Here is a 22021-nt window from a genome sequence, read left to right on the forward strand (position 1 = left end):
GCCGGCGTCGAATAAACCATGGAAACGCACCCGTACACTATCCGGGAGGGCGGTGCGGGAGGGGGGGTAGACATGAAGGCTACCGGCATCGTCCGGCGGATCGACGATCTGGGCCGAGTGGTCATTCCCAAGGAGATCCGCCGGACGCTCCGCATCCGCGAGGGGGATCCGCTGGAAATCTTCGTCGACCGGGACGGCGAGGTGATCCTCAAGAAGTACTCGCCCATCGGCGAGCTGAGCGACTTCGCCAAGGAGTACGCCGAGTCCCTGCACGAGGTCTCCAGGCACGTGGCTCTGGTCTCCGACCGCGACGTCTTCATCGCCGTGGCGGGAACCGCCAAGAAGGAGTTCATGGACAAGCGGGTCGGTCCGGCTGTGGAGAAGGCCATGGCGGATCGCCAGGTGGTCGTCGGCCAGGGGGGTGAGGAGACGCTGCTCCCGCCCGACGACGAGGTGAACGGGCACATCACCGCCTATGCCGTCGCCCCCATCGTCAGCCTGGGCGACCCGGTCGGTGCGGTGGTCCTCTGCTCACGCGAGCCTGGGGCGAGCATGGGAGAGACGGAGCAGAAGCTGGTCAGTGCGGCGGCCAGCGTGCTCGGCAAGCAGATGGAACAATGAGGGAGCTGCAGGGAGGCGGAGCCGGGGCGATCCATGCCCCGGCTCCGGCCGCTTCCGCGGATCCCGCCCGAAGGACCGGGTTTCGGGGGAGGCGTCGCATGGAAGACCGCGAAGAGGCGGTCGCCCGAGCGTTCCTGGAGGCGGTCCGCACCGTGGAGCGCCTCCGCCGGCCGGACGGCTGCCCGTGGGACCGCCGGCAGGATCACCGCTCGCTCCGCCGTTACGCGGTGGAGGAGGCGTACGAGCTGGTCGCCGCCGTGGATGAGGGGCGGCCCGAGGCGGTCAAGGACGAGCTGGCCGACCTCCTGCTGCAGGTGCTGCTTCACGCCGCCATCGCCGAGGAAGCAGGCGAGTTCACGCTGGACGACCTGCTCCACCACTTCACCGCCAAGCTGATCCGGCGCCACCCCCACGTCTTCGGTGACGCATCGCTCCAGACGGCGGAGGAGGTGGAACGGAACTGGGAGCGGATCAAGGCGGGGTCCGGCGAGGAAGGCGCCGGCTCGGTGCTGGGACGTCCCCCCTTCGAGCAGCCCTCCCTGGCGGCGGCGCAGGAGATCGGCGAGCGGGCCGCCGCCGCCGGCTTCGACTGGGAGTCGGCGGAGAGCGTCTGGAGGAAGCTCCGGGAAGAAGCGGAGGAGTGGAAGCAGGCCCCGGATCCGGCCGCGCGCGAGGAGGAGGCCGGCGACTTCCTCTTCACCGCGGTCAACCTGTGCCGATGGTATGGGGTGGATGCGGAGCTGGCGCTGGCCCGTGCCAACCGCAAGTTCGTCCGCCGCTTTCAGACCATGGAGCGCCTGGCGTCCTCTTCCATGGCGGATTTCGACGCCCAGGAGTGGGAGAAACTCTGGCAACAGGCGAAGGCGCTGACCGATCCGGGCGGGGCGGGGGCGGAGAGAAGCAAACACGAGGCTTGCGACTGACGGATTTGGGAGGAATATGGGAGGCGGACGCGAATACCGCTTCCGAAAACTCTCACGGGGGAGCGATTCGACCTTGAACAAGAACGACCTGGTGGCAGCGGTCGCCGACAAGACCGGCCTGACGAAGAAAGACTCGGAGCGCGTGATCAACGCCGTCATCGACGGGATCCAGGAAGCCCTGGCCGACGGTGATCGGGTCTCTCTGGTCGGTTTCGGCACCTTCGAGGTTCGCCAGCGGAAGTCCCGCGTCGGCCGCAACCCGCGCACCGGCGAGACCATCCAGATCCCCGGGAACGCGGTGCCCACCTTCAAGGCCGGCAAGACGCTCCGCGAGATGGTGACCAAGCGCTGAGGTCCCGCGCTCGAGGCGGTCGACAGAATCGCGGGCGGGCCGCTTGAGCCCGCCCGCTTCGTCCTTCCAGGGGGCGAGTGGAGGTGCGCGTGGACAAGTGGTTGAAGGCGAGCCGCCTGGTCAAGCGGCGGGCCGTCGCCAGCCAGCTCTGCCAGGCCGGTCGCGTCTGGCTCAACGGGCGCCTGGCCAAGCCGGCCAGCGAGGTGAGGGCGGGCGATCGTCTCCGCCTGCTGCTGGGGGGCAGGGAGCTGGAACTGACCGTCCTGGAGGCCGAGCCGCGTCCGGGATCCCCGGAGCCTTCCTATCAGATGGTGCCATCCCCCTCGGCCCCGCCCCCGGCGGACCCCGCCTCCGACCCGGGGCGTGATACGGCCCCGTCCGCGTGACATAGGATGCAGCGACGAAGGGGCGGACGGGGGTGCGGGCATGGAGAAGACGGAACAGGGCCGGCACGAGCTCCACCTCGTCGACCGGAGCAGCCTGCGCGTCGTCGGCGTCGAGAACGTCGAGAACTTCGACGAGAACCAGGCGCTGCTGGCCACGCCGCTGGGCCTCCTCCAAATCCGGGGGAGCAACCTGCACATCCGCCAGCTGGATCTGGACGCCAGCGAGTTCGCCATCGAGGGCGAGATCTCCGCCCTGGAGTACCGCGAGTCGAGGGCGCTCAGGCAGCGCGGGCGGGGCCTCCTGGCGCGCATGACGCGCTGAGACGACCGTGCCGGTTCCTGCCTCTCCCGACCTCCTGGGCGGGCAGATCTACGTCTTCCTCCTGACCGTCCTGGCCGGGAACGCCGTCGGCCTGCTCTACGACCTCTTCCGCGCCCTGCGCGGCCCCGGGGGCCGGCGCTCCTGGAGGAGCGATCTGCTCGACCTCCTCTTCTGGCTGGTGGCGGGTCTGCTCCTGGCCGTCGCCATGACCCTCGGCAACTGGCTGGAGTTCCGCCTCTACCCGCTGCTCGGTGCGGCCACCGGCATCGCCCTCTACTTCTCGCTGGCCAGCCCGGTGATCCTGGGCGCCCTCCTGGCTTTGCGCCGCGCCCTGGGCCGGGCTTCGAGCCGTCTGCTCCGATGGCTCGGCCGGCACGCCCTGCTGCCGCTGCGGCGAGCGCTGGGCCATCTCCTCCGCGCGACCGCCCGCCGGCTCCGCTGCGCCCGGGGCCGGCGTCCGCCGGGACGGCGCCTGCGGCGCCTCTGGCGCCGCCTTCGCCGCCGGCGCCGCTAGGAGGCGAAGCCGCCCTCCCCCCGGCCGGCCGTCCCCGCCTTCGCCTCCACCCGAGGTACGGAGCGCCGCCCGCCGCTGGCACGAAACGGGAGAAGACGAGCTTCTCCCTGCCGGCAGGGATCGCGAGCCGCCTCGCGAACATCCCCAGCGTGTACACAGGTTGTACTGAATTTGTACACAGTCTTTTCCACAGCTGTGAACAACCTCGGACGGGGGCAGGCTTGTGCGGGTCGAGATCCGGGGCGTGGAACGCCTCAGCTTCCGGGAGCGACAGGTGGTGGCGCTGAAGGAGATGGGCCGGTCGACCGACGAGATCGCGACGGCCCTCTCGCTGGCTTCCGCCACCGTCTCGACCCTGCTCAACCGCGCACGGAGCAAGGGGTATCAGGTCGTCATCGTCCTGGAGGGCGACCCGCTGGGCCTGAGCGCCGCGGACGAGGCGGGCGGCGACGAATGACGACGGAGGAAGGAGACGGTGAGACGCCATGAGTCCAGCCAGCGAGCGTGCGACCGGATTCCCCGAGGCGCAGGAGGCCGGCTGGGCGACAGCGAGCGCGAGGGCTGCGGCTTCGGCGCGGCCGCTCCAGCGTCCCCGGCCTCGACCGTCGCCGCAGCCGGAGAGAGGGCCGAAACTGCGCCTCACCCGCCCGGGCAGGCTGGTCGCCCTTCTGGCCGGCGGAGCGCTTCTCTTCCACCTGGGTACGGCCGGCGTCCGGCTGCTCGAAATCCAGCGGCAGCTGGCGGCGGCGGAGCAGATGGTCCAGGCGGAGGCGGCCGGCAATCGCGCCCTGGAAGCCGAGGTGGCCAGGCGGGGGAGCCTGGCCTACATGGAGCAGAGGGCGCGCAGCGAGTTCGGCCTGGTCCGCCCCGGCGAGACCGTCTACCGCCTGGACGGGGAGCCGACTCCGGCGGTCCCCGCTTCCGGCCCCGGGGCGAGCCGCCAGCTGCCGGGGGCCGCCTCTTCCCTGGGGGCAGCCCTGGGCGCGCTGCTCTCCCGTTGAGCCGGACGGCGGGCATTTTGACCCCCTGCCGGTGCTGAGCTAGAATCAATGCAAACGAGAGCCGGAGGAGGAGAGCCGACCGCATGGCGTTGGAAGTCGGCAGCGTGGTGGAGGGCGTCGTCACGGGTGTCACCAACTTCGGCGCCTTTGTCCAATTGCCGACCGGGGAGACCGGACTGGTCCACATCTCCGAAGTCTCCGACGAGTACGTGGAGAACATCGAGGATTTTGTCAAGAAAGAGGACCATGTACGGGTGAAGGTGCTGTCCGTCGACCCGGTGGCGAAGCGCATCGGCCTCTCCATCCGGCAAGCGCAGGAAGGTTGGAAACCCAAGCCGAAGGGCGGGCGGTCCCGCGGCAACAGGCGCGGTCCGCAAAGCTTCGAGGAGAAGCTGGCCCGGTTCATGAAGGAGAGCGAGGAGCGCCAACGCGACGCCCGCCGGCGGGCCGAGGGCAAGCGTGGCGGTCGCGGCCACTGAGGGCGAGAGCCGTCTGCCGGGGTGCTGGAAGAGGCAGACAGGGGCGACTTAAAATCGCTTGCCCGTGAGGGCGTGGGGGTTCGAGGCCCCCTCCCGGCACCAGCTGTCTCCCGCGGCGTGCGCCGCGGGCTTTTCTTTCCCCATCCGGCAGGAACCTCCCCGAGAATCCCCGCCCGCCGCGCGGCGCCGAAGCCGCTGCGGGAAGGCGCATAGGCGCCCGTCCCCCGGGAAGACTGGAAGCGGTCACGATTTCCGGAAGCGGAGCCGATGGGTGGCTCTTCGAGGGCCCGCTCCGGCGAGGGGGGAGCTGCTTGGCAATCACGTACACGGAGAGCTGGTGGCTCGAGGAGTGCGCCAAGGCCGAGCAGGAGGCGGCCAAGAAGTACCTCGCCTACAGCGAACTGGCCGGCGACACGGAGCTGAAGCGCGTCTGCGAGGACCTGGCCAGCATGCACAGACACCATCTCGACCTGCTGGCCGACGCGGTCTCCACGATGATGTAAGGAAGCGGATGCAGGGACACGGGGGTGAGACGGAGACGATGCAAGCTCTTCCCGTCGGCGACAAGGACATCGCCGGTGATGTCCTGATGACCGAGAAGCGGATGGCCGAGATGCTGGTCCGGGCAACGCTGGAGATGATGCCGGGCGGCGTGCGCAACGAGCTGCAACGGTCGGCGGACGACACGATCCGGGCCGCCGAGCACGTCTTCAACTACATGAACCGGCACAACTGGTACAACCCGCGCAACGCCGACCCGCAGACGATCGGCTGGTTCCGCAACGCCCTCGATCGGATGCGAAGCGACCTGGGCAGCGTCTGGGCCAACCGGCCCGGGCGCTTCGCCGGGGCGCCGGCCGGCACCATGGCGGACGGGGGCAACTGGGGACAGCTCGGTCCGGGCCCCGGCTGGAACCGCCCCGACGTGCGGCCGGGCGAGCCGCTGCCCGCGGGGGGTGGAACCGGGTACGGCTGGCCGCAGGGCGGCTTCCGCCCGGGTGGCCCGGGGGCCTGAGCGGTTTGCCGCTCGTCGCGCGAAGCGGAGTGTGAGGACGGTGGCGGGGCGACGATCGGGGATCGTCGCCCCGCGCTTTGCCGGGAGCCGCGGGCCAGGGGGCCCGGAGGCCGGAGCCGCACTGCCAGAGCAAGGCCGCGGCCGCCCCGGAAGGGAAGGGAGCCGGCGGCCGGGAACCCCTCCATCCGACCGGCGGCCGGCCGCCCGCTTCGCCGGCCGCCGGCCGGAACGGAGGGGAGGATGGGATCACGGACGCCAGAAGAGAGGAAGCGCGCCGGAGGCTGGAGAGCCTCTCGGCGCGCATCATCGACCACCAGCTCGACCTGGTGCCGCCCATGGCCACCGACCTGGGCATCCACGACCGCGACGACCGCTTGGGGGAGTTCGACCCGCCGGCGCTGGAGAGCGCGGCGCGGCGGACCCACGAGCTCCTGGACCAGCTGGAGGCGTTGCCGGTCGCCGAGCTCGACCGCGAGGAGCGGGCCGACTGGGAGACGCTCCGCATGGCGCTGGAGAGCCTCCGCCTCCAGCTGGAGGTGGAGCGTCCCTGGGCCCACGACCCTTCCTTCCCGGTCCAGCTGGCCGCCTGGTCCGTGCTGGGCCTGGCCCGGCGCAGCTTCGGCAGCCCGGAGAGCCGCCTGCGCGCGCTGATCGGCCGTGAGGAAGCGATGCCTTCGCTCTTCGAGGCGGTCCGGCGTCAGCTGGAGAACCCGCCGGAGGTCCGCGTCCGCATCGCCCTCGAGCAGCTGCCGGGGACGGCCGCCTTCCTGGCCGACGAGCTTCCCGCCGCCTTCGGCGAGGTGGGTGATCCCGCCCTCCGCCGCCGCTTCGAGGAAGCCAACCGGCGCGCGGTGGAGGCGTTCCACCGCTACCACGCCTGGCTGGAGGAGCAGCTGCCCCGCGCCCGCGGGAGCTTCGCCCTGGGCGAGGAGCTCTTCCGCGCCAAGCTCCGCTGGGAGGAAGGCCTCGAGATCCCGCTGGACGAGCTGGAGCGCCTCGGCCGGGAGGAGCTGCGCCGCCTCCAGGCCATGTTCCGCGAGGCCGCGGGCCGGATCGCCCCCGGCCGCGATCCCCTCGAGGTGCTGCACGAGCAGGCCCGCCAGCATCCCGCGGCCGAGGAGGTGCTGGGAACCACGCGGAGCCTCCTGGCCGGGCTCCGGCGCTTCTGCGAGGAGCACCGGATCGTCTCCATCCCCAGCCCCGTCGACCCGGCGGTGGTGGAGACGCCGCCCTTCCTGCGCGCCACCACCCTCGCCTCCATCGACCCGCCCGGCCCCTTCGAAGAGGAGTCGAAGGAGGCCTTCTTCCAGGTGACGCTGCCCGACCCGGCCTGGAGCACGGAGCAGAAGGAGCAGCACCTGGGCGCGCTCAACCGGTACACCAGCGAGGTGATCGCGGTCCACGAGGTCTTCCCGGGCCACTACGTCCAGTTCCTCCACCTCCCGGCCTCCTCGAGCCGGGTCCGGAAGGTCTTCGGCGCCACCACCTTCATCGAGGGGTGGGCCCACTACACCGAGGAGATGATGCTGGACGAGGGGCTGGGGGAGGGCGATCCGCACCTCCGCCTCAGCCAGGCGACGGAGGCGCTGGAGCGGGCCGGCCGCTTCCTGGTGGCCATCGGGCTCCATGCCGGCGGCATGCGTTTCGAGGAAGCGGTCGATCTCTTCCGGCGCGAGTGCTACATGGAGCCCGTCCCGGCGCGCCGCGAGGCGCTGCGCGGCACCACCGACGCCATGTACCTGGCCTACACCCTGGGGAAGCTGGAGATCCTCCGTCTCCGCGAAGAGTGGCGGCGCCAGCAGGAGGCTCACGGCCAGACCGCCGACCTCCTCGCCTTCCACGACGCCTTCCTGGCCCACGGCTCGCCGGCCTTGCCGGTCCTCCGCCGGCTCCTGCTCGACGAGACCGGGGGCGGGGAGGCGACCCGGTCGTGACCGCGCTCTTCGGGTCCTTCCGCCTGCGCGGGATCGAGCTGGAGAACCGCATCGTCATGTCGCCCATGTGCCAGTACATGGCCGCCGAGGACGGGCTCGCCCGCGACTGGCACCTGGTCCACTACGGCGGCCGCGCCGTCTACGGACCGGGGCTGATCGTCCTGGAGGCGACGGCGGTGGAGGCCCGCGGCCGGATCACCGGGCGCGACCTGGGCCTCTGGAACGACGGGCAGGTCGGACCGCTTCGGCGGATCGTGGACTTCCTCCACGCCCAGGGGGTGCCGGCCGGCATCCAGCTGGCGCACGCCGGCCGCAAGGGGCAGGCCCGGGGCGAGCGGATCATCGGCCCGACGGCCGAACCCTTCCGGCCGGGCGATCCCGTTCCGGAAGCCATGGACCGGGCCACCATCGAGGAGGTGGTGGCGCACTTCGTCGAGGCGGCGCGGCGGGCGCGCCGGGCCGGCTTCGACTGGGTGGAGATCCACGCCGCCCACGGGTACCTGCTCCACGAGTTTCTCTCGCCGCTGGTCAACCGCCGCGACGACGAGTACGGCGGTTCGGAGGAGGGGAGGCTCCGTTTCCCGGTGGAGGTGGTCCGCGCCGTGCGGCAGGAGCTGGGCCGGGACTTCCCGCTGGCGGTCCGTCTCTCGGCCCGCGACTACGCACCGGGCGGCCTCGACGTCCCCGCCACCGTCCGCATCGCCCGGGCGCTCCGGGAGGCCGGAGCCGACCTGGTCGACTGCTCCTCGGGCGGGGCGGTGCCCGTCCGGCCGGAGGAGTACCCGGGCTACCAGCTGGAGGCGGCCAGGCGCGTCCGGGCGGAGGTGGGGATGCCGACGGCGGCCGTGGGGCGGATCACGGAGCCCGAGTTCGCCGAGGCCGTGGTGGCCAACGGCTGGGCCGACCTGGTCGTCCTGGGGCGCGAGCTTCTCCGCCACCCGAGCTGGCCGCAGGACGCGGCCATCCGGCTGGGCGCGAGGGCGCGGCCGGCCCATCCGTACGAGCGCGCCTACCGGGCCTGGCCGGCGGAGGCTCGGCAGGTGGGGAGCGGCTCGGCGCTGGAGGAGCCGCCCGCCCCGGCGGCTCACTCGCGGGCGAGCTTCCAGGGGCCGGCCCAGAAGCCCTGACGGTCCCAGCCGTAGCGCTGGCGATAGAGCGCGCCGCAACCGGGGCAGCGCGCCTCGCGCTCGCCCCGGCCGGTGCCGGGCGGCAGCGGCGCGACGGGGACCGCTTCCTGGCAGAGAATGCAGCGGAACGTCTCCTCGCGCGGGTGCCGGCGCAGGAAGCGGAACATGGTTCGGCCCCTCCCCCCCAGACGGAGGTTACCGCACCGGCCCGATGGCTCCCCATCGCCTTGACCTCGGAGAGGCCGGGACGTACATCAAAGGGGGCGAGTCCGGAGAGGCTCTTGGCCGGCGAGCGCTGCGGGGCGCCCGCGGAAGGCGGGTTCGCCCCCACGACGGAGAGGAAGGAAGGGGTCGGCGATGTTCGAAGATCGTCCGCTTCCTCGGCGCTGGCGGGCACGCAGGATGTGGAGCACCTTCGACGATCTCGAGCGGATGCGGGACGAGCTGATGCGGTTCTTCGAGGAACCGGCGCTCACCTGGACGCGGCTCTGGGGGCCGCGGACCGACGTCTACGAGCAGGGCGGCGAGCTGGTGGTGACGGTGGAGCTGCCGGGGGTCGACGCCAAGAACCTGGACGTCCGGGTCTACGAGGACCGGGTCGTCGTCCGCGGCAGCAGCGAAGAGGAGACCACCGTCGAGGAGGGGCAGTTCTACCGGAGGGAGCGGAGGAAGGGGAGCTTCCACCGCGTGATCCCCCTCGAGGTCGAGGTGGTGCCGGACAAGGCGCGTGCCAGCTTCCGGAACGGGTTGCTGGAGATCCGGATTCCGAAGGCGGAGCCGGCCGACGACGGGCATCGCATCCCGGTCGACTGACCGGGCGGCGAGGCGGGCGAAGAGGGGCGGCGGGGCCGAGACGAGGCGGACCCGCCGCCTCTCCGTCTCACCCGGGCCGAAGACGGGCGGAGGCGGGCGGAGGGCGGAAGGAGGAAGGAGCGGCCGATCCGGGCGCGGAAATGGTGCCTGGGCCCGGGCCGGTCGCGGGGGCGGGAACGGAGGAGACGGGCGTGACCAGCGGCTCCGAGGAGTACCTGAAGGCCATCTACATCCTGGAGGACGAGGGCACCCAGGTGATCGCGGCGCGGGTGGCCGACTTCCTCGGTCTCTCGGCGCCGGCGGTGAGCGAGACCCTCCACCGGCTGGAGCGCGAGGGCTACCTGCGGGTGGGCGCCGACCACCGCATCGAGCTGACCGAGGAGGGGCGGCGGGAGGCGGAGCGGGTGGTCCGGCGCCACCGCCTCGTGGAGCGCTGGCTGACCGACCGGCTGGGACTGGATTGGGCGACCGCGGACGAGGAGGCGGGGGCCCTGGAGCACGCCATCTCGCCCGTGGTGGAGGAGGCGCTGGACCGCCACCTGGGCCATCCCCTGACCTGCCCGCACGGGAACCCCATTCCCGGGAACGCGCCCCGTTCGCGGAGCACGGGAGAGCCGCTCAGCCTGGCGCCCACCGGCCGGCGCCTGCGGGTGGAGCGGGTGCGGGAGCGGGCGGAGGAGATCCGGCCGCTCCTGGAGTACCTCGGCGCGCTGGGCATCGTGCCGGGGGCCGAGCTGGAGCTGCTGGCGGCCGATCCCTACCAGGGCGTGGTGGTCCGGCGGGGGGAACAGGTGGTCACGTTGACGCAGGCGACGGCGGAGGAGGTCTGCGTGGTGCCGGCCCCGCCCGGCGCGGGCGCCGGCGGCCCGCAGGGAGGCCGAAGGGGAGGTGGGGCGGGGTGAGCACGGAGGCGCAGGCGATCGGCGGCGGGAGGGCGCGGCTGGCACGCCGCGCCCTGGCGCACGAGCTCCCGGGCGCCGCCCTCCCGGGCGGCGAGGGGGCGGAGGGCGGCTGGATCAGCCTGGGGTGGGGCTACCCGGATCCGACCACCTTTCCGGCCCGGGAGCTGGAGGAAGCCCTCCGCGCCGCGCTGGCGGAGGAGGCCGGCCGGATCCTGCAGTACGGCGGCGGGAGCGGACCCGCCCGGGTGCGCCGGGCGGTGGCGGAGCACCTGGTGTCGCGGGGGCTGGAGCTGGACGAGGGGGAGCTCTTCCTGACGGGGGGGAGCACCCAGGGCTTCGACGCGGTCGCGCGCCTCTTCCTCGACCCGGGCGATCCGGTCTGGACCGAGCGGCCTTCCTACTACGGGGCGATCCGCGTCTTCGGGCTGCACGAGGCGCACCTCCGCGGCATCCCGGCCGACCGGGCGGGGCTGGATGTCGAGGCGCTGGAGGCGGCGTTGCGGGAGGCGGCCCCCGGCGAGCGACCCAAGTTCCTCTACGTGGTGCCCAGCTTCCAGAACCCGACGGGCGCGCTCCTGCCGCCGGAGCGGAGGAAGCGGCTGGTGGAGCTGGCGGAGCGGTACGACTTCTACCTGGTCGAGGACGACGCCTACGCCGAGCTCTGGTTCGACGAGCCCGCCCCTCCGCCGCTGAAGGCCCTGGCTCCCGAGCGGGTCTTCCTGCTGGGAACCGCCTCCAAACTGGTGGCGCCCGGACTGCGGCTGGGCTGGTGCATCCCCCCGCGCCACCTGCGCGACGCCTACGTGCGCGTGCAGCCGGGCGGGGAGGGCTCCCCCCTGGCGCTGGCGGCGCTGGCCGGTTACCTGGAGGCGGCCGGCGCGGAGGGCGGCCGTCTCTTCGAGCGCCACGTGGAGGAGCTCCGCCGGCACTACGCCCGGCGGCGGGACGTCCTGGAGGCGGCGCTGGAGCGGGAGCTCGGCGGGCGGCTCTCCTGGGAGCGCCCGCGGGGAGGCTTCTTCCACTGGGTGACCTTGCCGCCGGGGGTCGACGCCGCGGCCTGGCTCGGGGCGGCACGGCGCCGGGGCGTCGACCTGGTGCCCGGTCAGGCCTTCTTCTTCGACGGCGGCGGGGCGGACCGGGCGCGGCTCTGCTTCTCGTACGTGCCGCCGGAGCAGCTGGAGGAGGGCGCGCGGCGGCTGCGCCTGGCGCTGGACGAGGTGGAGGAGGGAGGCGGGGGATGAGCGCAGCGGGGAAGGCGGAGCTGCTGCCGGCGATGCTGACGCCCTTCGACGAGGAAGGGCGCGTCGAGACGCGGCTACTCCGGGAGTACGTCGATTTCCTGGTGGGGCGCGGTGCGGACGGCCTCTTCGCGCTGGGGAGCAACGGGCTCTTCCCGCTGCTCAAGGCCGAGGAGCGCGAGCGGGCGGTGGCGGCGGTGGTGGAGGCGGCCGGCCAGATCCCCGTGGTGGCCCATGTGGGCGCCGCCACCACGGAGGAGGCGGTCCGGCTGGCCCGGGCAGCCCGCCGGGCGGGGGCGGCCGCCGTGGCGGCGGTGACACCCTACTACTACCCGTACGACGAGGAAGCGCTGCGCGACCACTTCCTGGCCGTCAGCGAGGCGGCCGGCGACCTGCCCGTCTACCTCTACACGATCCCCACCCACGCGCGCAACGAGGTGACCCCGGCGCTCCTGCGCCGGCTGGCGGCGGAGCTGCCCAACCTGGCCGGCGTGAAGGACTCCAGCCGGGACTTCGCCCACGTGCAGGCGACGCTCTCCGCGGCGGCGGAGGTGGGCCGCCCGCTGGCGGTCTTCGTCGGGACCGAGAGCCACCTGCTGGCAGCCCTGACGCTGGGCGCCACCGGCGCCGTCTCCGGCGTGGCCAACGTCTTCCCGGAGGCGCTCCGGGCGGTGGAACGCGCCTGGCACCAGGGAAGCCCGGTGGAGGCGGTGGAGGCGCAGCGGCGCCTCGACCGCCTGCGCGCCATTCTCGGCGAAGGTCCGGCCATCTCTCCGCACTACGCGGCCCTCCGCTGGCGCGGGCTCGACCTGGGCCGCCCGCCGAGGCCGATCCGCCCCCTGGGCAGCGCCGAGGAGGCGCGCCTGCGGGCACGCCTGCGCGAGGAGGGCTGGCTGGAGGAGGCGGACGCCGCCGGCCGCTAGGCAGCCGGCAGCGCCCGCGGCGTGGGGGGTCGCTAGGCCCGACGGGCGCGGAACTCCTTCCACGCCTGCTCGACCAGCTCCGGCTGCAAGAGGAGGTCGAGCGCCGTCGCCGCCAGGAGAGCGGCGGCGGTCCGCGCCGTCTCCAGCCCCCGGCGCGAGAGCGCCGCCTGGGCGAAGGCCCGGGAGTGGTTGGGCTGGTCGACCGGCGCGATGGCCAGGTAGGGATGGAGCGCGGGCAGGACGCGGCTGACGTTGCCGATGTCGGAGGAGCCCGTCCCGTGGGGGTTCGGCTCCTCCAGGCGGACGCCGCGACGGGAGGCGTTGCGGGCGAAGAGCTCTTCCAGGACGGAGTTGGGCACGCGCTCGGCGTAGATGCGACCCTGCTCCAGCTCGAGCCGGCATCCGGTGGCCTCGGCGGCACCCCGGGCGCAGGCGTGAACGCGCTGGAGCAGCGGGAGGAGCGACTCCACGTCCCGCTCGCGGATGATCCAGGTGGTCTCGGCCAGGTCCGGGATGACGTTGGGCGCGTCGCCGCCCCGGGTGATGACGCCGTGGAGGCGGGCCGTCGGCGAGGTCTGCTGGCGCAGGGCGTTGACCGCGTCGTAGAAGAGGAGGACCGCATCCAGCGCGTTGATCCCCTGCTGGGGCGCCGCGGCGGCGTGGGCGGCGCGGCCGTGGAAGCGGTAGCGGACGTCCACGCAGGCCAGGGCGTCGCTGCCGACCACGTTCTGGGTGGCCGGGTGGAACATCATGGCGGCGTCGTAGCCCCGAAAGGCTTCCTGCTCGACCAGGATGATCTTGCCGCCCCCCTCCTCCTCGGCGGGGGTGCCGAAGACGGAGAGCCGGCCGCGGAAGCGGTCGCCCAGCGGTTCCAGCACCTGGCGGAGCGCCAGCGCCGCCGCGAAGCCGGCCGCGGCGATCAGGTTGTGGCCGCAGGCGTGGCCCAGACCGGGGAGCGCGTCGTACTCGCAGAGAAGGGCGACGGCCGGCCGCGCCTCGGGCCCCGCCGGTTGCCAGTCGGCGCGGAAGGCGGTGGGCATGCCGGCGATGCCGCGGGTCACCTGGAAGCCGGCCGCTTCCAGGCGGTCGGCCAGGAAGGCGGCCGACCGCTCCTCCCGGAAGGCGGTTTCGGCGAAGCCGTGGATGGCGCGGGCCACCTCCTCCAGGGGGCCCGCCAGCCGGTCGACGGCCCGGTCGATCTCGCCTTTCAGTGCCTCCAGGTCCCAGTTCCGCGACGCGCTTCCGCTCGGGCTCACGGGGACGCCTCCTCTCCCGGATGGCGCTCCATTCGCCGGCTGGCGGCGGCGCTCCTGCGGGCGGCGGAGGCGGTGCGGGCTCCCGGGGCCGGGCGCGACCCGTAGCCGCGGCCCGGCGGTTGCAGGATAATCAACCCGCGGCTTACGAAAGTACGGCGGCCCTGTGCGCCCGTGACGCCGGGGCTGCCAGCGCGTCGGGGGTGATCCTGGCGTCCACGCGTCTCCCGGGCGGCGAGCGGGGTGAGGGCCGCGCCGCCGTGACGGTGGCGGTGATGGTGGCCACCTTCCTGACGGCGATGGACATGAGCGTCGTCAACACCGCCATCCCCACCATCGTCGGCAACCTGGGCGGGATGCAGCTCTTCTCCTGGCTGATCTCCGCCTATCTGCTCACCTCGGCCACGACCGTCCCCATCTACGGCAAGCTCGCCGACCTGTACGGCAGGAAGCGGGTCTTCGTCGTGGCGACGCTCCTCTTCCTGGCCGGCTCCGCCCTCTCCGGCCAGGCGCACTCCATGGAGCAGCTGATCGCCTACCGGGCGCTGCAGGGGATCGGCGCCGGCGGCGTCCAGCCCATCACCGCCACCATCATCGGCGACATCTTCACGCTGGAAGAGCGGGCGCGGATGCAGGGCCTCTTCTCCAGCGTCTGGGGGGTCTCCGCCATCATCGGGCCGGCGGTGGGCGGCTTCATCGTCGACGCGCTCAGCTGGCGCTGGATCTTCTACATCAACCTGCCGCTGGGGCTGGCGGCCGTGCTCCTCGTCGCCCGCTACCTGGTGGAACCCGTCCAGGAGCACCGCCGGCCGCCCATCGACGTGGCGGGGCCGGTGACGCTCAGCATCTCCGTGGTGGCTCTCCTCCTGGCGCTGACGCTGCTCGCCCAGGGCGCGCCGCTCGCCTCGGGGCAGGTGCTGCCGCTGCTCGCAGCCTTCGCCGCCGGGGGAGCCGCCTTCCTCTGGGCGGAGCGGCGGGCGGCCGAACCCATGCTTCCCTTCGACCTCTTCGCCAACCGGATTGTCCTGGTGGCCAGCCTGGTCGGCCTTCTCTCCGGGGCGGCCATGACCGGGATGACCACCTTCGTGCCCATGTTCGTCCAGGGGGTCCAGCTGGGCACCGCCTCCACCGCCGGCTCGGTGGTGGCGCCCATGTCGGTGGGCTGGCCGCTGGGCTCCATCCTCTGCGGGCGGCTGGTGCTGCGCACCGGCTACCGCCGGATGGTGGTGCTGGGCATGGCCCTCGACCTGGCGGCCAGCTTCCTGGCGCTCTCGCTCGGCCCCGGGACCCCGCTCCCCTTCACCGTCGGCGTCATGGTGCTGATGGGCCTCGGCCTCGGCTTCAGCTCCACCGCCCTCCTGATCGGCATCCAGAGCTCGGTGCCGTGGGGCCGGCGGGGTGTGGTCACCGCGCTCAACCAGTTCGTCCGCAACCTGGGCTCCACCGTGGGGGTCTCCGCCCTCAGCCTCCTCCTGGACGCCCGGCTCCTGGCGGTCCTCTCGCCGCTCGCCCTGGCGGGCCGCCTCCCGCGAGGGAGCAACCCCGTCTCCGACATCAACGCGCTCCTCGACCCGACCCAGCGTCCCCATCTGCCCGCGACCTACCGGGAGCTGCTCCAGGGGGCCCTGGGCTCAAGCCTGCACGTGACCTACTGGGGGATCGCGGCGCTGGGCGTGGCCGGCCTGGCGCTGGCGCTCCTCACGCCCGGGGGCGACCCTGCGCGCTACGCCGTCGAGGAGCGGCCCGGGGAGCGCCCGGCGGCGGGGCCGGCGCCGAGGCAGGGCGAACAGCCGGTGGGAGGTGGCGTGGCCGCGCCCGGCACCGCCACCACGGGCCGGGAAGGACGATAGCCGGCCCGGCGCGGCCGGAAACGGCGGGGGGCGGCCCGCCGGACCGCCCCCCACCGGCGCGCCGGCTACCGGAGGGAACGGGTCAGGAGCCGCTGCCGCCGGCCTCCGCAGGTGCCCGCTGCCGGAGAAGCGCCACCGGCGCTCCCCGCCAGAGGACGAGCCGCACCTGCGAGCCGCCGGGGATCCAGAGCGGCGAGAGCTCGGGTCCGATGCGCTCCGCCTCGAGCAGGTCGGCCGGCGTCGCCAGCGCCGAGAGCGTGCGCGGGCTGCCGTCGGGCGGCTCGAGCCGGATGCCGGCGGCGGTGGAGGCGACCACCCGGGCCTCCTCCACGCTGGTGCCGGGTCCCGCGGGTTCGGCCGCGGCTGCGCGGGCAGGAAGCGCACCGGGCGAGGCGAAGGCGAAGACCAGGAGCAGCGGGCGACGAGCTGGAAGCGCGCCCCCTGGCGAGGTTCATGATCGGACAAGCGCGGAGGAGGAGAGAGCGTGGCGGGGGAGATCGTCGCGCCGGATCCGGCCCTGCCTTTGCGGGGCGTCATCTTCGACCTGGGCGGCACGCTCATGCACGGCGACGGCTACTGGGAGGACTTCCTGGCGCCCGGGCTGGAGGCGCTGGAGGAGTATGCGGCGGAGCGGCTCGGCGGGGCGGCGGCCCGGTCGCTGGCGGCCGCCTTCGAGCGGAACTGGCGGGCGGTCCTGGAGCGGTATGATCACGACCAGCCGGAGGTGCCCGCGGAGGAGGTCCTGCGCCGGGCGGCCGCCGAGGCGGGGTTGCTCGAGGAAGGGTGGGCGCGGGAGTCCGGCTTCGACCCGGTGCGGGCGCTCGATCTCTTCCTCGCCCCGGAGCTTTCCAGCTGGCGCGCGCTCCCCGGGGCGGTGGAGCTCCTGCGTGCGCTCCGGGCCATGGGCCTCCGCGTCGGCCTGATCTCCAACGCCTCGCGCCACCGGTTCGTCCTCCAGGAGGTGGAGCGGTTCGGCTTCGCCCCCTACCTGGACCCGGTGGTCACCTCCGCCGGCTTCGGCCGGCGCAAGCCGTCCCCGGCCATCTTCCGGCACGTCCTCGACCGCTGGCGGCTCGAGCCCGGGGAGGTGGCCATGGTGGGTGACCTCCTGCAGGCGGACGTGGAGGGGGCGCGTCGGACCGGCATGCGGTCGATCTGGCTCACCCTGGTGCCCAATTCCTGGAACGACCCGTACGTGGGCCGGATCGAGCCGGAGGCCACCGCCGGCTCCTACCCCGAGGTGCTGGCCATCCTGCGGCGGTGGTGGAAGGCCTCGGGGGAGGGGGAGGAGGCCGCGTCAGGCAGCGCTTCCTGAGGGAGGGGTCAGAGCGCCGAGGGCGGGATCCAGCCCGGGAGCTCCTCGCGGGACCGGGCGCGCCACTCCTCCTCGAGGATGGCCATCAGCACCACGTCGTGGTAGGCGCCGTCGCGGAGGATCGCCTGGCGGAGGCGGCCTTCCTCGCCGAAGCCGGCGCGCGGGCACATCCGGTAGGCCCGCTGGTTGAAGGCGCAGACCCGGAGCTCGATGCGGTGCAGGTGGAGCTCGTCGAAGCCGAGGCGGAGGATGAGCCGGGTCGCCTCCGTCCCGTACCCCTGGCCGCGCGCCTCGGGGTCGGCGATGGCTCGTATTCGGCCGAGCGGTTCCTGGGCTCGCGCAGGCGGAGGGTGATGGTCCCGACGGCCCGCTCCGAGTCGACAGCAGGCCGGGGTCGCCGAACCAGCGGGCGAAGAGCGGCAGGTCGTCGGGACGGACGGCGTCCAGCGTGACGCGCACGGCTCAGGCACCTTCCTTCCCGGGCGCGGGCCCGCCGGCTTCCGGGGGCTCCGCCGCGGCTCCTGGCAGGAGCTCGTCCAGCGCCTGCCGGTAGAGGGCCGCGTCGGTGTCGCGGAAGAGGACGAAGCGGACCTCCTCCACCCCCGTGTCACCACGGGCGGCCGCCTCTTGCAGCTCCTCCACCACCGTCCGCAGCGCCACCCGGGCCGCCTCCGCCACGGGATAGCCGTAGGCGCCGGTGCTGATGGAGGGGAAGGCGACGCTGCGGTCGCCCGCCTCCCGTGCCCGGGCGAGCGACTGCCGATAGGCGCTGCGAAGCGTCTCCGCCTCGCCCCGGCCGCCGCCCTGCCAGACGGGTCCTACCGCGTGGATCACGTGACGCGACCCCAGGCGGCCGCCGGCACGGGTGAGGACGGCCTGGCCCGGCGGGCAGCCGCCGGCGTCGTGCAGGCGGCGGCAGTCCTCCTCCAGTTCCGGACCGGCGGCACGGTGGATGGCGCCGTCGACGCCTCCCCCGCCGAGGAGGCCCGGGTTGGCGGCGTTGACGATGGCGTCGACGCGCTCGCGGGTGATGTCGCCGCGCACCAGCACCAGCCGGCTGGCCGTGCCGGGGACGGGCCGGCGGACGAGCAGCCGGTTCTCCGGACGATCCCCCATGGGGGAGGTCACCTCCTGATGCGGACCGCTTCCTTCCAGCCCGGGGCGCCCGGGGGCGCCCGCACGGAGGGCGGGGCCGGCGGCCGGGGGCTCACTCCGTCAGGTCGGCTACCGTCGCCCGCACGAGGCGGACCAGGTCGCGAGGGTCGACCAGCATCTGGAGTCCCCGCGCGCCGGCGCTCACCATGATCCGCTCGTGGCGGAGCGCCCGCTCGTCGAGGAAGAGCGGCAGGGGCCGCTTCGAACCGAGGGGCGAGCAGGCTCCTCGCAGGTAGCCGGTCAGCCGGCGGAGATCCGGCTCCGGCGCCATCTCGGCGCGCTTGAAGCCGGCCAGGCGCGCCGCCTTCTTCAGCGAGAGGCGGGCGTCGCCCGGGATGCAGGCGAGGAAGTAGCCCTCCGGACGGGCGCCGGTCTCGCCGCCGCGGGCCAGGAGCGTCTTGAAGGTCCGCTCCAGCGGCCAGCCTACCTTGGCGGCCGCTTCCTCGGCCGTCTTCTCCGTCTGGTCGAAGGCGCGGAGCTCGTAGGGGATCCCCGCCTCCTCCAGGATCACGATGGCAGGCGTCCGCACCCGCGCCCTCACTCCCCGCTCTCCGAACCGCTTCCCGCAGCCGCCGCCCGGCCCGGCTCGGTCTCGGGCGGCCGCCGGTCCTCCTCCGGGACGCGCTGGCCGCCCCAACGCTCCAGCCAGAGGGCGGCCCGCCGGAGCCGGTCGATGGCGCGGCGAGGACGCGAGACGGCGTGGTGCTCGCCCGGCCAGATCACCAGCTCGGCGGGCACACCCCGCAGAACACTGGACGTCGAAGCGGAAGCCGGGCTGGTCGTAGGCCATCGGCCCGCCGTGGATCATCACCAGCAGCGGTCGCGGCCCCTGCTCCGGCTCCCACCCGGGAGGAAGCGTCACCAGCCCCTCCACCTCCCAGCCGTCCCCGTCGGAGAAGAGGAGCCGCTCCATGCGGCCTGCGGCTCGCTCCCGCAGGAGCTCCTCGTGCGCCCGGAAGAGGGGACGCCACTCGCCCTCCGCCTCCGCCTCCGTCGCCGCACCGACCGCGCCCGCCAGAAGCTGGCGGCCGCTGCCGGGGCCGTCCACGAGGAGCACCAGGCGGCCGGCGGCCGCGGCCACCTCCAAGAGGCTCTGGTCGCGCCGGTAGGGGAGGAGCAACTCGGCGGCGGGCGGTTCCCCCTCCTGGGCCGGGGCCTTCCCGGCGCCGGGGTCGGGGTGGGCCTCCTCCGCGGCCGGGGCCGTGGCCAGCTCGGGGGCCTGGGAGAGCGAGAAACGCCCCAGCCTGCCCTGGCCCCGGTCGCCCACCACGGCCAGCAGCCGGTCGGCGTCGAGCCAGACGGGCGGCGCCACCACCGGGCGGTCGAGACCGGCGGTCAGGAGCCGTGCCGGCGTCCGCTCCAGCGGCTCCGGGTAGCGGCGGGCGTTGCGGACCCGCTCCGCCTCCGGCAGGGCGCCGGGGCCCTCCAGCGACTCGGCGGGGAGGTCGGGGATGACGCCGCCGATGCTTCGCCAGCCCTTCCCCACGAAGGTGGCCAGATCTTCCACCGGGCGCGCCTCCGCCACCGGCACCGCCAGCAGGTGGGTGAGCTTGTAGGCGTTCTCCGGCTCCAGCGGGGAGAGGAAGGCCACCCAGCGGCCGTCGGGCGAGACGCGCGGCGAGCCGGCGTCCACGTCGCCCAGCGTCAGGCGGCGCGCCTCCCCGCCCTCCGCCGCCACCATCCAGAGGTCGCTGCGGCGGTTGTTGTCGGGGTCGCCCGTCCGGTTGGAGACGAAGACCACCCAGCGGCCGTCCGGCGTGAAGACCGGCTGCCGCTCGTCGCAGGGGCCTGTGGTGAGGCGGCGGACCTGCCGGCTGCCCACCTCCACGAGGAAGAGATGCGTCCGGACGTCGTCCAGGAAGCCCTCCCCGTCGAGCTTGTGCTGCACCCGGTCGATGACGACGGGGCCGTGCTCCTCCCGGAGCGCCTTGAGGTACCGGCGCTGCTCCTCGGTGGGGTCGCGGGCGGCGAAGACGATCCGCGTGCCGTCGGGCGACCAGGCGAATTCGCGCACGCCCTCCTCGGCGCGGGTGAGCTGGCGCGGCTCCCCGCCCAGGAAGAGGTCCAGGAGCCAGATCTGCGGTCTGGGCTCGGCCTCCTTCTTGCCGGCCGGTCCGTCGGCCGCCCCCGGCGCCGGCCGGGAAGGCTCCGGGATATCCGGCTCCGCTGCGACGCCCTCGGCCATCTCCACCTCGTCGGCACGGCTGGAGAGGAAGGCGAGGTAGCGGCCGTCGGGCGACCAGGCGGGCGAGCCGTCGCGGGTCGCCCCCCGGGTCAGGCGGTGGGCCGGCTCGGAGCCATCGGTCAGGGCGAGCCAGAGGTTCTGCTGGTGATCATCCGATTTCCGGCGGGCGTAGCGGACGACGAAGGCGACTCGCCGGCCGTCGGGCGAGAGGGCGAGTTCCGAGACGTTCCGAAAACGGTAGTAGTCTTCCAGGCGCAGCGGGCTCTTCACAGCTGGCGCTCCTTTCCCCCAGGAGGTCTGCACGCCCGGGCGTCGCCGGTAGAAGGTTCCGCATGCGAGGCCGCGCCCCTTCCGTCGCCGGGTGCCGCCGGCGTGGGCCGGGCCGCGGGACCCCCGGGGCGCTCTGCGCAGGGCGGACGTCGCACAGAAGGGTGATGGAAAAGCGTTCTTATCGTCGATAATCTCGGAGGCGGAGCGAGCGCGCCAACAGAGACGGGAGGTGGCCGGGACGGAGCGGTCGCGGTCCACACGCGAGGAGATCCTCTGCCTGCTCCAGCAGCATCCCGGAGCGACGGTGGCGGAGGTGGGACGGCAGCTGGGCATCACCCCCATGGCGGTCCGCCAGCATCTGGCGGTCCTGGAGCGGGATGGCCTGGTCCGGGTGGCGAGGCGCCGCGGCAGCACCGGGCGCCCCGCGCACGTCTACTTTCTGACGGCGGACGGGCAGGAGGCCTTCGGCCAGGCGTACGACGCCTTCGCCATCGAGATCCTGCGGGCGGCGGAGCGGGTCGGCGGGCGGTCGCTGGTCGACCGGCTCTTCGCCGAACGGGAGCAGGAGATGACCGAGCGGCTGGTGCGCCAGCTGGGCGCCGAGCAGGGGGAGCGCCGCCTGCGACGGCTGATCGAGGCGGAGCGGGAAGGCGGTTACCGGGGCGAGCTCCGGGTGGAGGGGGAGCGCTTCGACTTCCTCCAGTTCAACTGTCCCATCGCCAAGGTGGCGGTGGAGTACCCCGAGGCCTGCGTCCACGACCATGCGATGTACGAGCGGCTCCTGGCCACCCGCCTCGAACGGTCCGGCTGCGCGGCCCAGGGCGACGGACCCTGCGTCTACCGGGGACAGGTGGCGGAGGTGATCCAGCACCCGGCGCTCTAGTTTGCATAGCGCCAATAGCCCAAATTGGCTATAGTCGAGAAGGCTGCTCCGGCTGCACACTTCTTTCGCCAGGGAGGGCTGCCGCCGGGGAGCCGTCCCTTTGATGCCGGTCTGTCAGGGAGGTTCGGGCTTTGGCGCATGCAGCTTGGAGGCGCGGTGGGCGGTCGCTCCTGGCCGCCGTTCTCGTTCTGGTCGCGGTTGCGCTGGTGGCCAGCGCCTGCGGCGGCGGAGGCTCGGCTGGAGCGGGCGGAGGGACCACCGCACAGGTCTCGCTCAAGGAGTACAGCATCACCATCGACGGCACGACGCTCTCCAAGGGCGGCTCCATGCAGATGAAGCCGGGCAAGGTGACGTTCAACGTGACCAACGACGGCACCATGGTCCACGACTTCGCCATCACGGGGCCGGGCGTCGACGAGAGCCAGCCCAAGGGACTGCAGCCCAAGCAGAGCACGACGGTCAGCGTCACCCTCCAGAAGGGGAGCTACCAGGTCTGGTGCACCCAGCCCGGGCACAAAGACCTGGGCATGTACGGGGTGATCCAGGTCCAGTAGCTTTTC

At 73.5% G+C, this 22021-nt stretch carries 26 protein-coding genes, 1 tRNA gene and 1 pseudogene; 22 read left to right on the top strand and 6 right to left on the bottom strand.

From position 1 onward, the window contains the following. Positions 1 to 72 precede the first annotated feature (72 nt). The 14 genes and pseudogenes from spoVT (at position 73) to QJR14_01195 (ending at position 8527) form a co-directional block, all read left to right on the top strand. Entirely contained in the window at positions 73 to 621 is a 549-nt protein-coding gene (gene spoVT / locus QJR14_01130) for a stage V sporulation protein T (GenBank protein MDI3316225.1), read from the top strand. Between the two features lie 98 nt (positions 622 to 719). Continuing rightward, positions 720 to 1544 (top strand): nucleoside triphosphate pyrophosphohydrolase, encoded by an 825-nt coding sequence (gene mazG / locus QJR14_01135; protein MDI3316226.1) that lies wholly within the window; start codon positions 720 to 722, stop codon positions 1542 to 1544. Between the two features lie 73 nt (positions 1545 to 1617). After that, positions 1618 to 1896, top strand: a complete 279-nt coding sequence (locus QJR14_01140; protein MDI3316227.1) for an HU family DNA-binding protein — start codon at positions 1618 to 1620, stop codon at positions 1894 to 1896. 83 nt (positions 1897 to 1979) lie between these two features. After that, positions 1980 to 2282, top strand: coding sequence for a S4 domain-containing protein (locus QJR14_01145; GenBank protein ID MDI3316228.1), 303 nt, complete (start codon positions 1980 to 1982; stop codon positions 2280 to 2282). A 40-nt stretch (positions 2283 to 2322) separates the two neighbouring features. Further along, positions 2323 to 2604 (top strand): sporulation protein YabP, encoded by a 282-nt coding sequence (gene yabP / locus QJR14_01150; GenBank protein MDI3316229.1) that lies wholly within the window; start codon positions 2323 to 2325, stop codon positions 2602 to 2604. A 7-nt stretch (positions 2605 to 2611) separates the two neighbouring features. After that, positions 2612 to 3118, top strand: coding sequence for a spore cortex biosynthesis protein YabQ (gene yabQ / locus QJR14_01155; GenBank protein MDI3316230.1), 507 nt, complete (start codon positions 2612 to 2614; stop codon positions 3116 to 3118). Positions 3119 to 3341: 223 nt separating this feature from the next. Further along, on the top strand, positions 3342 to 3575 hold the full coding sequence (locus QJR14_01160) for a sigma factor-like helix-turn-helix DNA-binding protein (GenBank protein ID MDI3316231.1): 234 nt from the start codon (positions 3342 to 3344) through the stop codon (positions 3573 to 3575). Between the two features lie 28 nt (positions 3576 to 3603). After that, positions 3604 to 4119: a septum formation initiator family protein gene (locus tag QJR14_01165; GenBank protein ID MDI3316232.1), complete on the top strand. Its 516-nt coding sequence runs from the start codon at positions 3604 to 3606 to the stop codon at positions 4117 to 4119. 83 nt (positions 4120 to 4202) lie between these two features. Continuing rightward, positions 4203 to 4598 (top strand): S1 RNA-binding domain-containing protein, encoded by a 396-nt coding sequence (locus QJR14_01170; GenBank protein ID MDI3316233.1) that lies wholly within the window; start codon positions 4203 to 4205, stop codon positions 4596 to 4598. A 15-nt stretch (positions 4599 to 4613) separates the two neighbouring features. Continuing rightward, positions 4614 to 4700 (top strand) — tRNA-Leu (locus QJR14_01175). A gap of 209 nt (positions 4701 to 4909) precedes the next feature. Then, positions 4910 to 5101 (top strand): hypothetical protein, encoded by a 192-nt coding sequence (locus QJR14_01180; protein MDI3316234.1) that lies wholly within the window; start codon positions 4910 to 4912, stop codon positions 5099 to 5101. A gap of 38 nt (positions 5102 to 5139) precedes the next feature. After that, on the top strand, positions 5140 to 5613 hold the full coding sequence (locus tag QJR14_01185; GenBank protein MDI3316235.1) for a spore coat protein: 474 nt from the start codon (positions 5140 to 5142) through the stop codon (positions 5611 to 5613). A gap of 77 nt (positions 5614 to 5690) precedes the next feature. Then, positions 5691 to 7547, top strand: a complete 1857-nt coding sequence (locus tag QJR14_01190; GenBank protein ID MDI3316236.1) for a DUF885 domain-containing protein — start codon at positions 5691 to 5693, stop codon at positions 7545 to 7547. Continuing rightward, positions 7544 to 8527, top strand: a pseudogene (locus QJR14_01195) (NADH:flavin oxidoreductase/NADH oxidase). Before QJR14_01190 ends, QJR14_01195 begins: the two are co-directional and overlap by 4 nt. 104 nt (positions 8528 to 8631) lie before the next feature. Here QJR14_01195 and QJR14_01200 read toward each other — a convergent pair. Next, the gene (locus QJR14_01200) at positions 8632 to 8841 is read right to left on the bottom strand and encodes a hypothetical protein (protein ID MDI3316237.1); all 210 of its coding nucleotides are present in this window, start codon (positions 8839 to 8841) and stop codon (positions 8632 to 8634) included. 190 nt (positions 8842 to 9031) lie between these two features. Here QJR14_01200 and QJR14_01205 point away from each other — a divergent pair, with 190 nt between their 5' ends. The 4 genes from QJR14_01205 (at position 9032) to QJR14_01220 (ending at position 12550) form a co-directional block, all read left to right on the top strand. Further along, a complete protein-coding gene (locus QJR14_01205; protein MDI3316238.1) occupies positions 9032 to 9487 on the top strand; it encodes an Hsp20/alpha crystallin family protein in 456 nt (151 codons plus the stop codon). Positions 9488 to 9678: 191 nt separating this feature from the next. Next, positions 9679 to 10389, top strand: coding sequence for a metal-dependent transcriptional regulator (locus QJR14_01210; GenBank protein MDI3316239.1), 711 nt, complete (start codon positions 9679 to 9681; stop codon positions 10387 to 10389). Continuing rightward, positions 10386 to 11630, top strand: a complete 1245-nt coding sequence (locus QJR14_01215) for a PLP-dependent aminotransferase family protein (protein ID MDI3316240.1) — start codon at positions 10386 to 10388, stop codon at positions 11628 to 11630. Before QJR14_01210 ends, QJR14_01215 begins: the two co-directional genes overlap by 4 nt. Continuing rightward, positions 11627 to 12550 (top strand): dihydrodipicolinate synthase family protein, encoded by a 924-nt coding sequence (locus QJR14_01220; protein MDI3316241.1) that lies wholly within the window; start codon positions 11627 to 11629, stop codon positions 12548 to 12550. Before QJR14_01215 ends, QJR14_01220 begins: the two co-directional genes overlap by 4 nt. A gap of 32 nt (positions 12551 to 12582) precedes the next feature. On the opposite strand, the gene QJR14_01225 is transcribed toward QJR14_01220, so the two are convergent. Beyond that, positions 12583 to 13806, bottom strand: coding sequence for an amidohydrolase (locus QJR14_01225; protein MDI3316242.1), 1224 nt, complete (start codon positions 13804 to 13806; stop codon positions 12583 to 12585). A gap of 200 nt (positions 13807 to 14006) precedes the next feature. Here QJR14_01225 and QJR14_01230 point away from each other — a divergent pair, with 200 nt between their 5' ends. Continuing rightward, a complete protein-coding gene (locus QJR14_01230) occupies positions 14007 to 15653 on the top strand; it encodes an MDR family MFS transporter (GenBank protein ID MDI3316243.1) in 1647 nt (548 codons plus the stop codon). 82 nt (positions 15654 to 15735) lie between these two features. Here the strand turns inward: QJR14_01230 and QJR14_01235 are convergent, their stop codons facing one another. After that, on the bottom strand, positions 15736 to 15969 hold the full coding sequence (locus tag QJR14_01235) for a hypothetical protein (protein ID MDI3316244.1): 234 nt from the start codon (positions 15967 to 15969) through the stop codon (positions 15736 to 15738). A 168-nt stretch (positions 15970 to 16137) separates the two neighbouring features. Here QJR14_01235 and QJR14_01240 point away from each other — a divergent pair, with 168 nt between their 5' ends. Next, complete coding sequence (locus QJR14_01240; protein MDI3316245.1) at positions 16138 to 16968, top strand: HAD family hydrolase; 831 nt, start codon at positions 16138 to 16140, stop codon at positions 16966 to 16968. A gap of 8 nt (positions 16969 to 16976) precedes the next feature. On the opposite strand, the gene QJR14_01245 is transcribed toward QJR14_01240, so the two are convergent. From QJR14_01245 to QJR14_01255, 3 genes are all read right to left on the bottom strand, one after another. Then, positions 16977 to 17138, bottom strand: coding sequence for a GNAT family protein (locus QJR14_01245; protein ID MDI3316246.1), 162 nt, complete (start codon positions 17136 to 17138; stop codon positions 16977 to 16979). Between the two features lie 292 nt (positions 17139 to 17430). Then, a complete protein-coding gene (locus QJR14_01250; GenBank protein MDI3316247.1) occupies positions 17431 to 18084 on the bottom strand; it encodes an O-acetyl-ADP-ribose deacetylase in 654 nt (217 codons plus the stop codon). Positions 18085 to 18175: 91 nt separating this feature from the next. Next, entirely contained in the window at positions 18176 to 20578 is a 2403-nt protein-coding gene (locus QJR14_01255) for a YbaK/EbsC family protein (GenBank protein MDI3316248.1), read from the bottom strand. Positions 20579 to 20807: 229 nt separating this feature from the next. On the opposite strand from QJR14_01255, the gene QJR14_01260 reads away from it, so the two are divergent. Next, positions 20808 to 21461, top strand: coding sequence for a winged helix-turn-helix transcriptional regulator (locus tag QJR14_01260; protein MDI3316249.1), 654 nt, complete (start codon positions 20808 to 20810; stop codon positions 21459 to 21461). A gap of 131 nt (positions 21462 to 21592) precedes the next feature. Further along, positions 21593 to 22015, top strand: coding sequence for a plastocyanin/azurin family copper-binding protein (locus QJR14_01265; protein ID MDI3316250.1), 423 nt, complete (start codon positions 21593 to 21595; stop codon positions 22013 to 22015). Positions 22016 to 22021: the final 6 nt, after the last annotated feature.

Source organism: Bacillota bacterium, assembly GCA_029961055.1.
GTDB lineage: Bacteria > Bacillota > Sulfobacillia > JAIMAT01 > JAIMAT01 > JAIMAT01.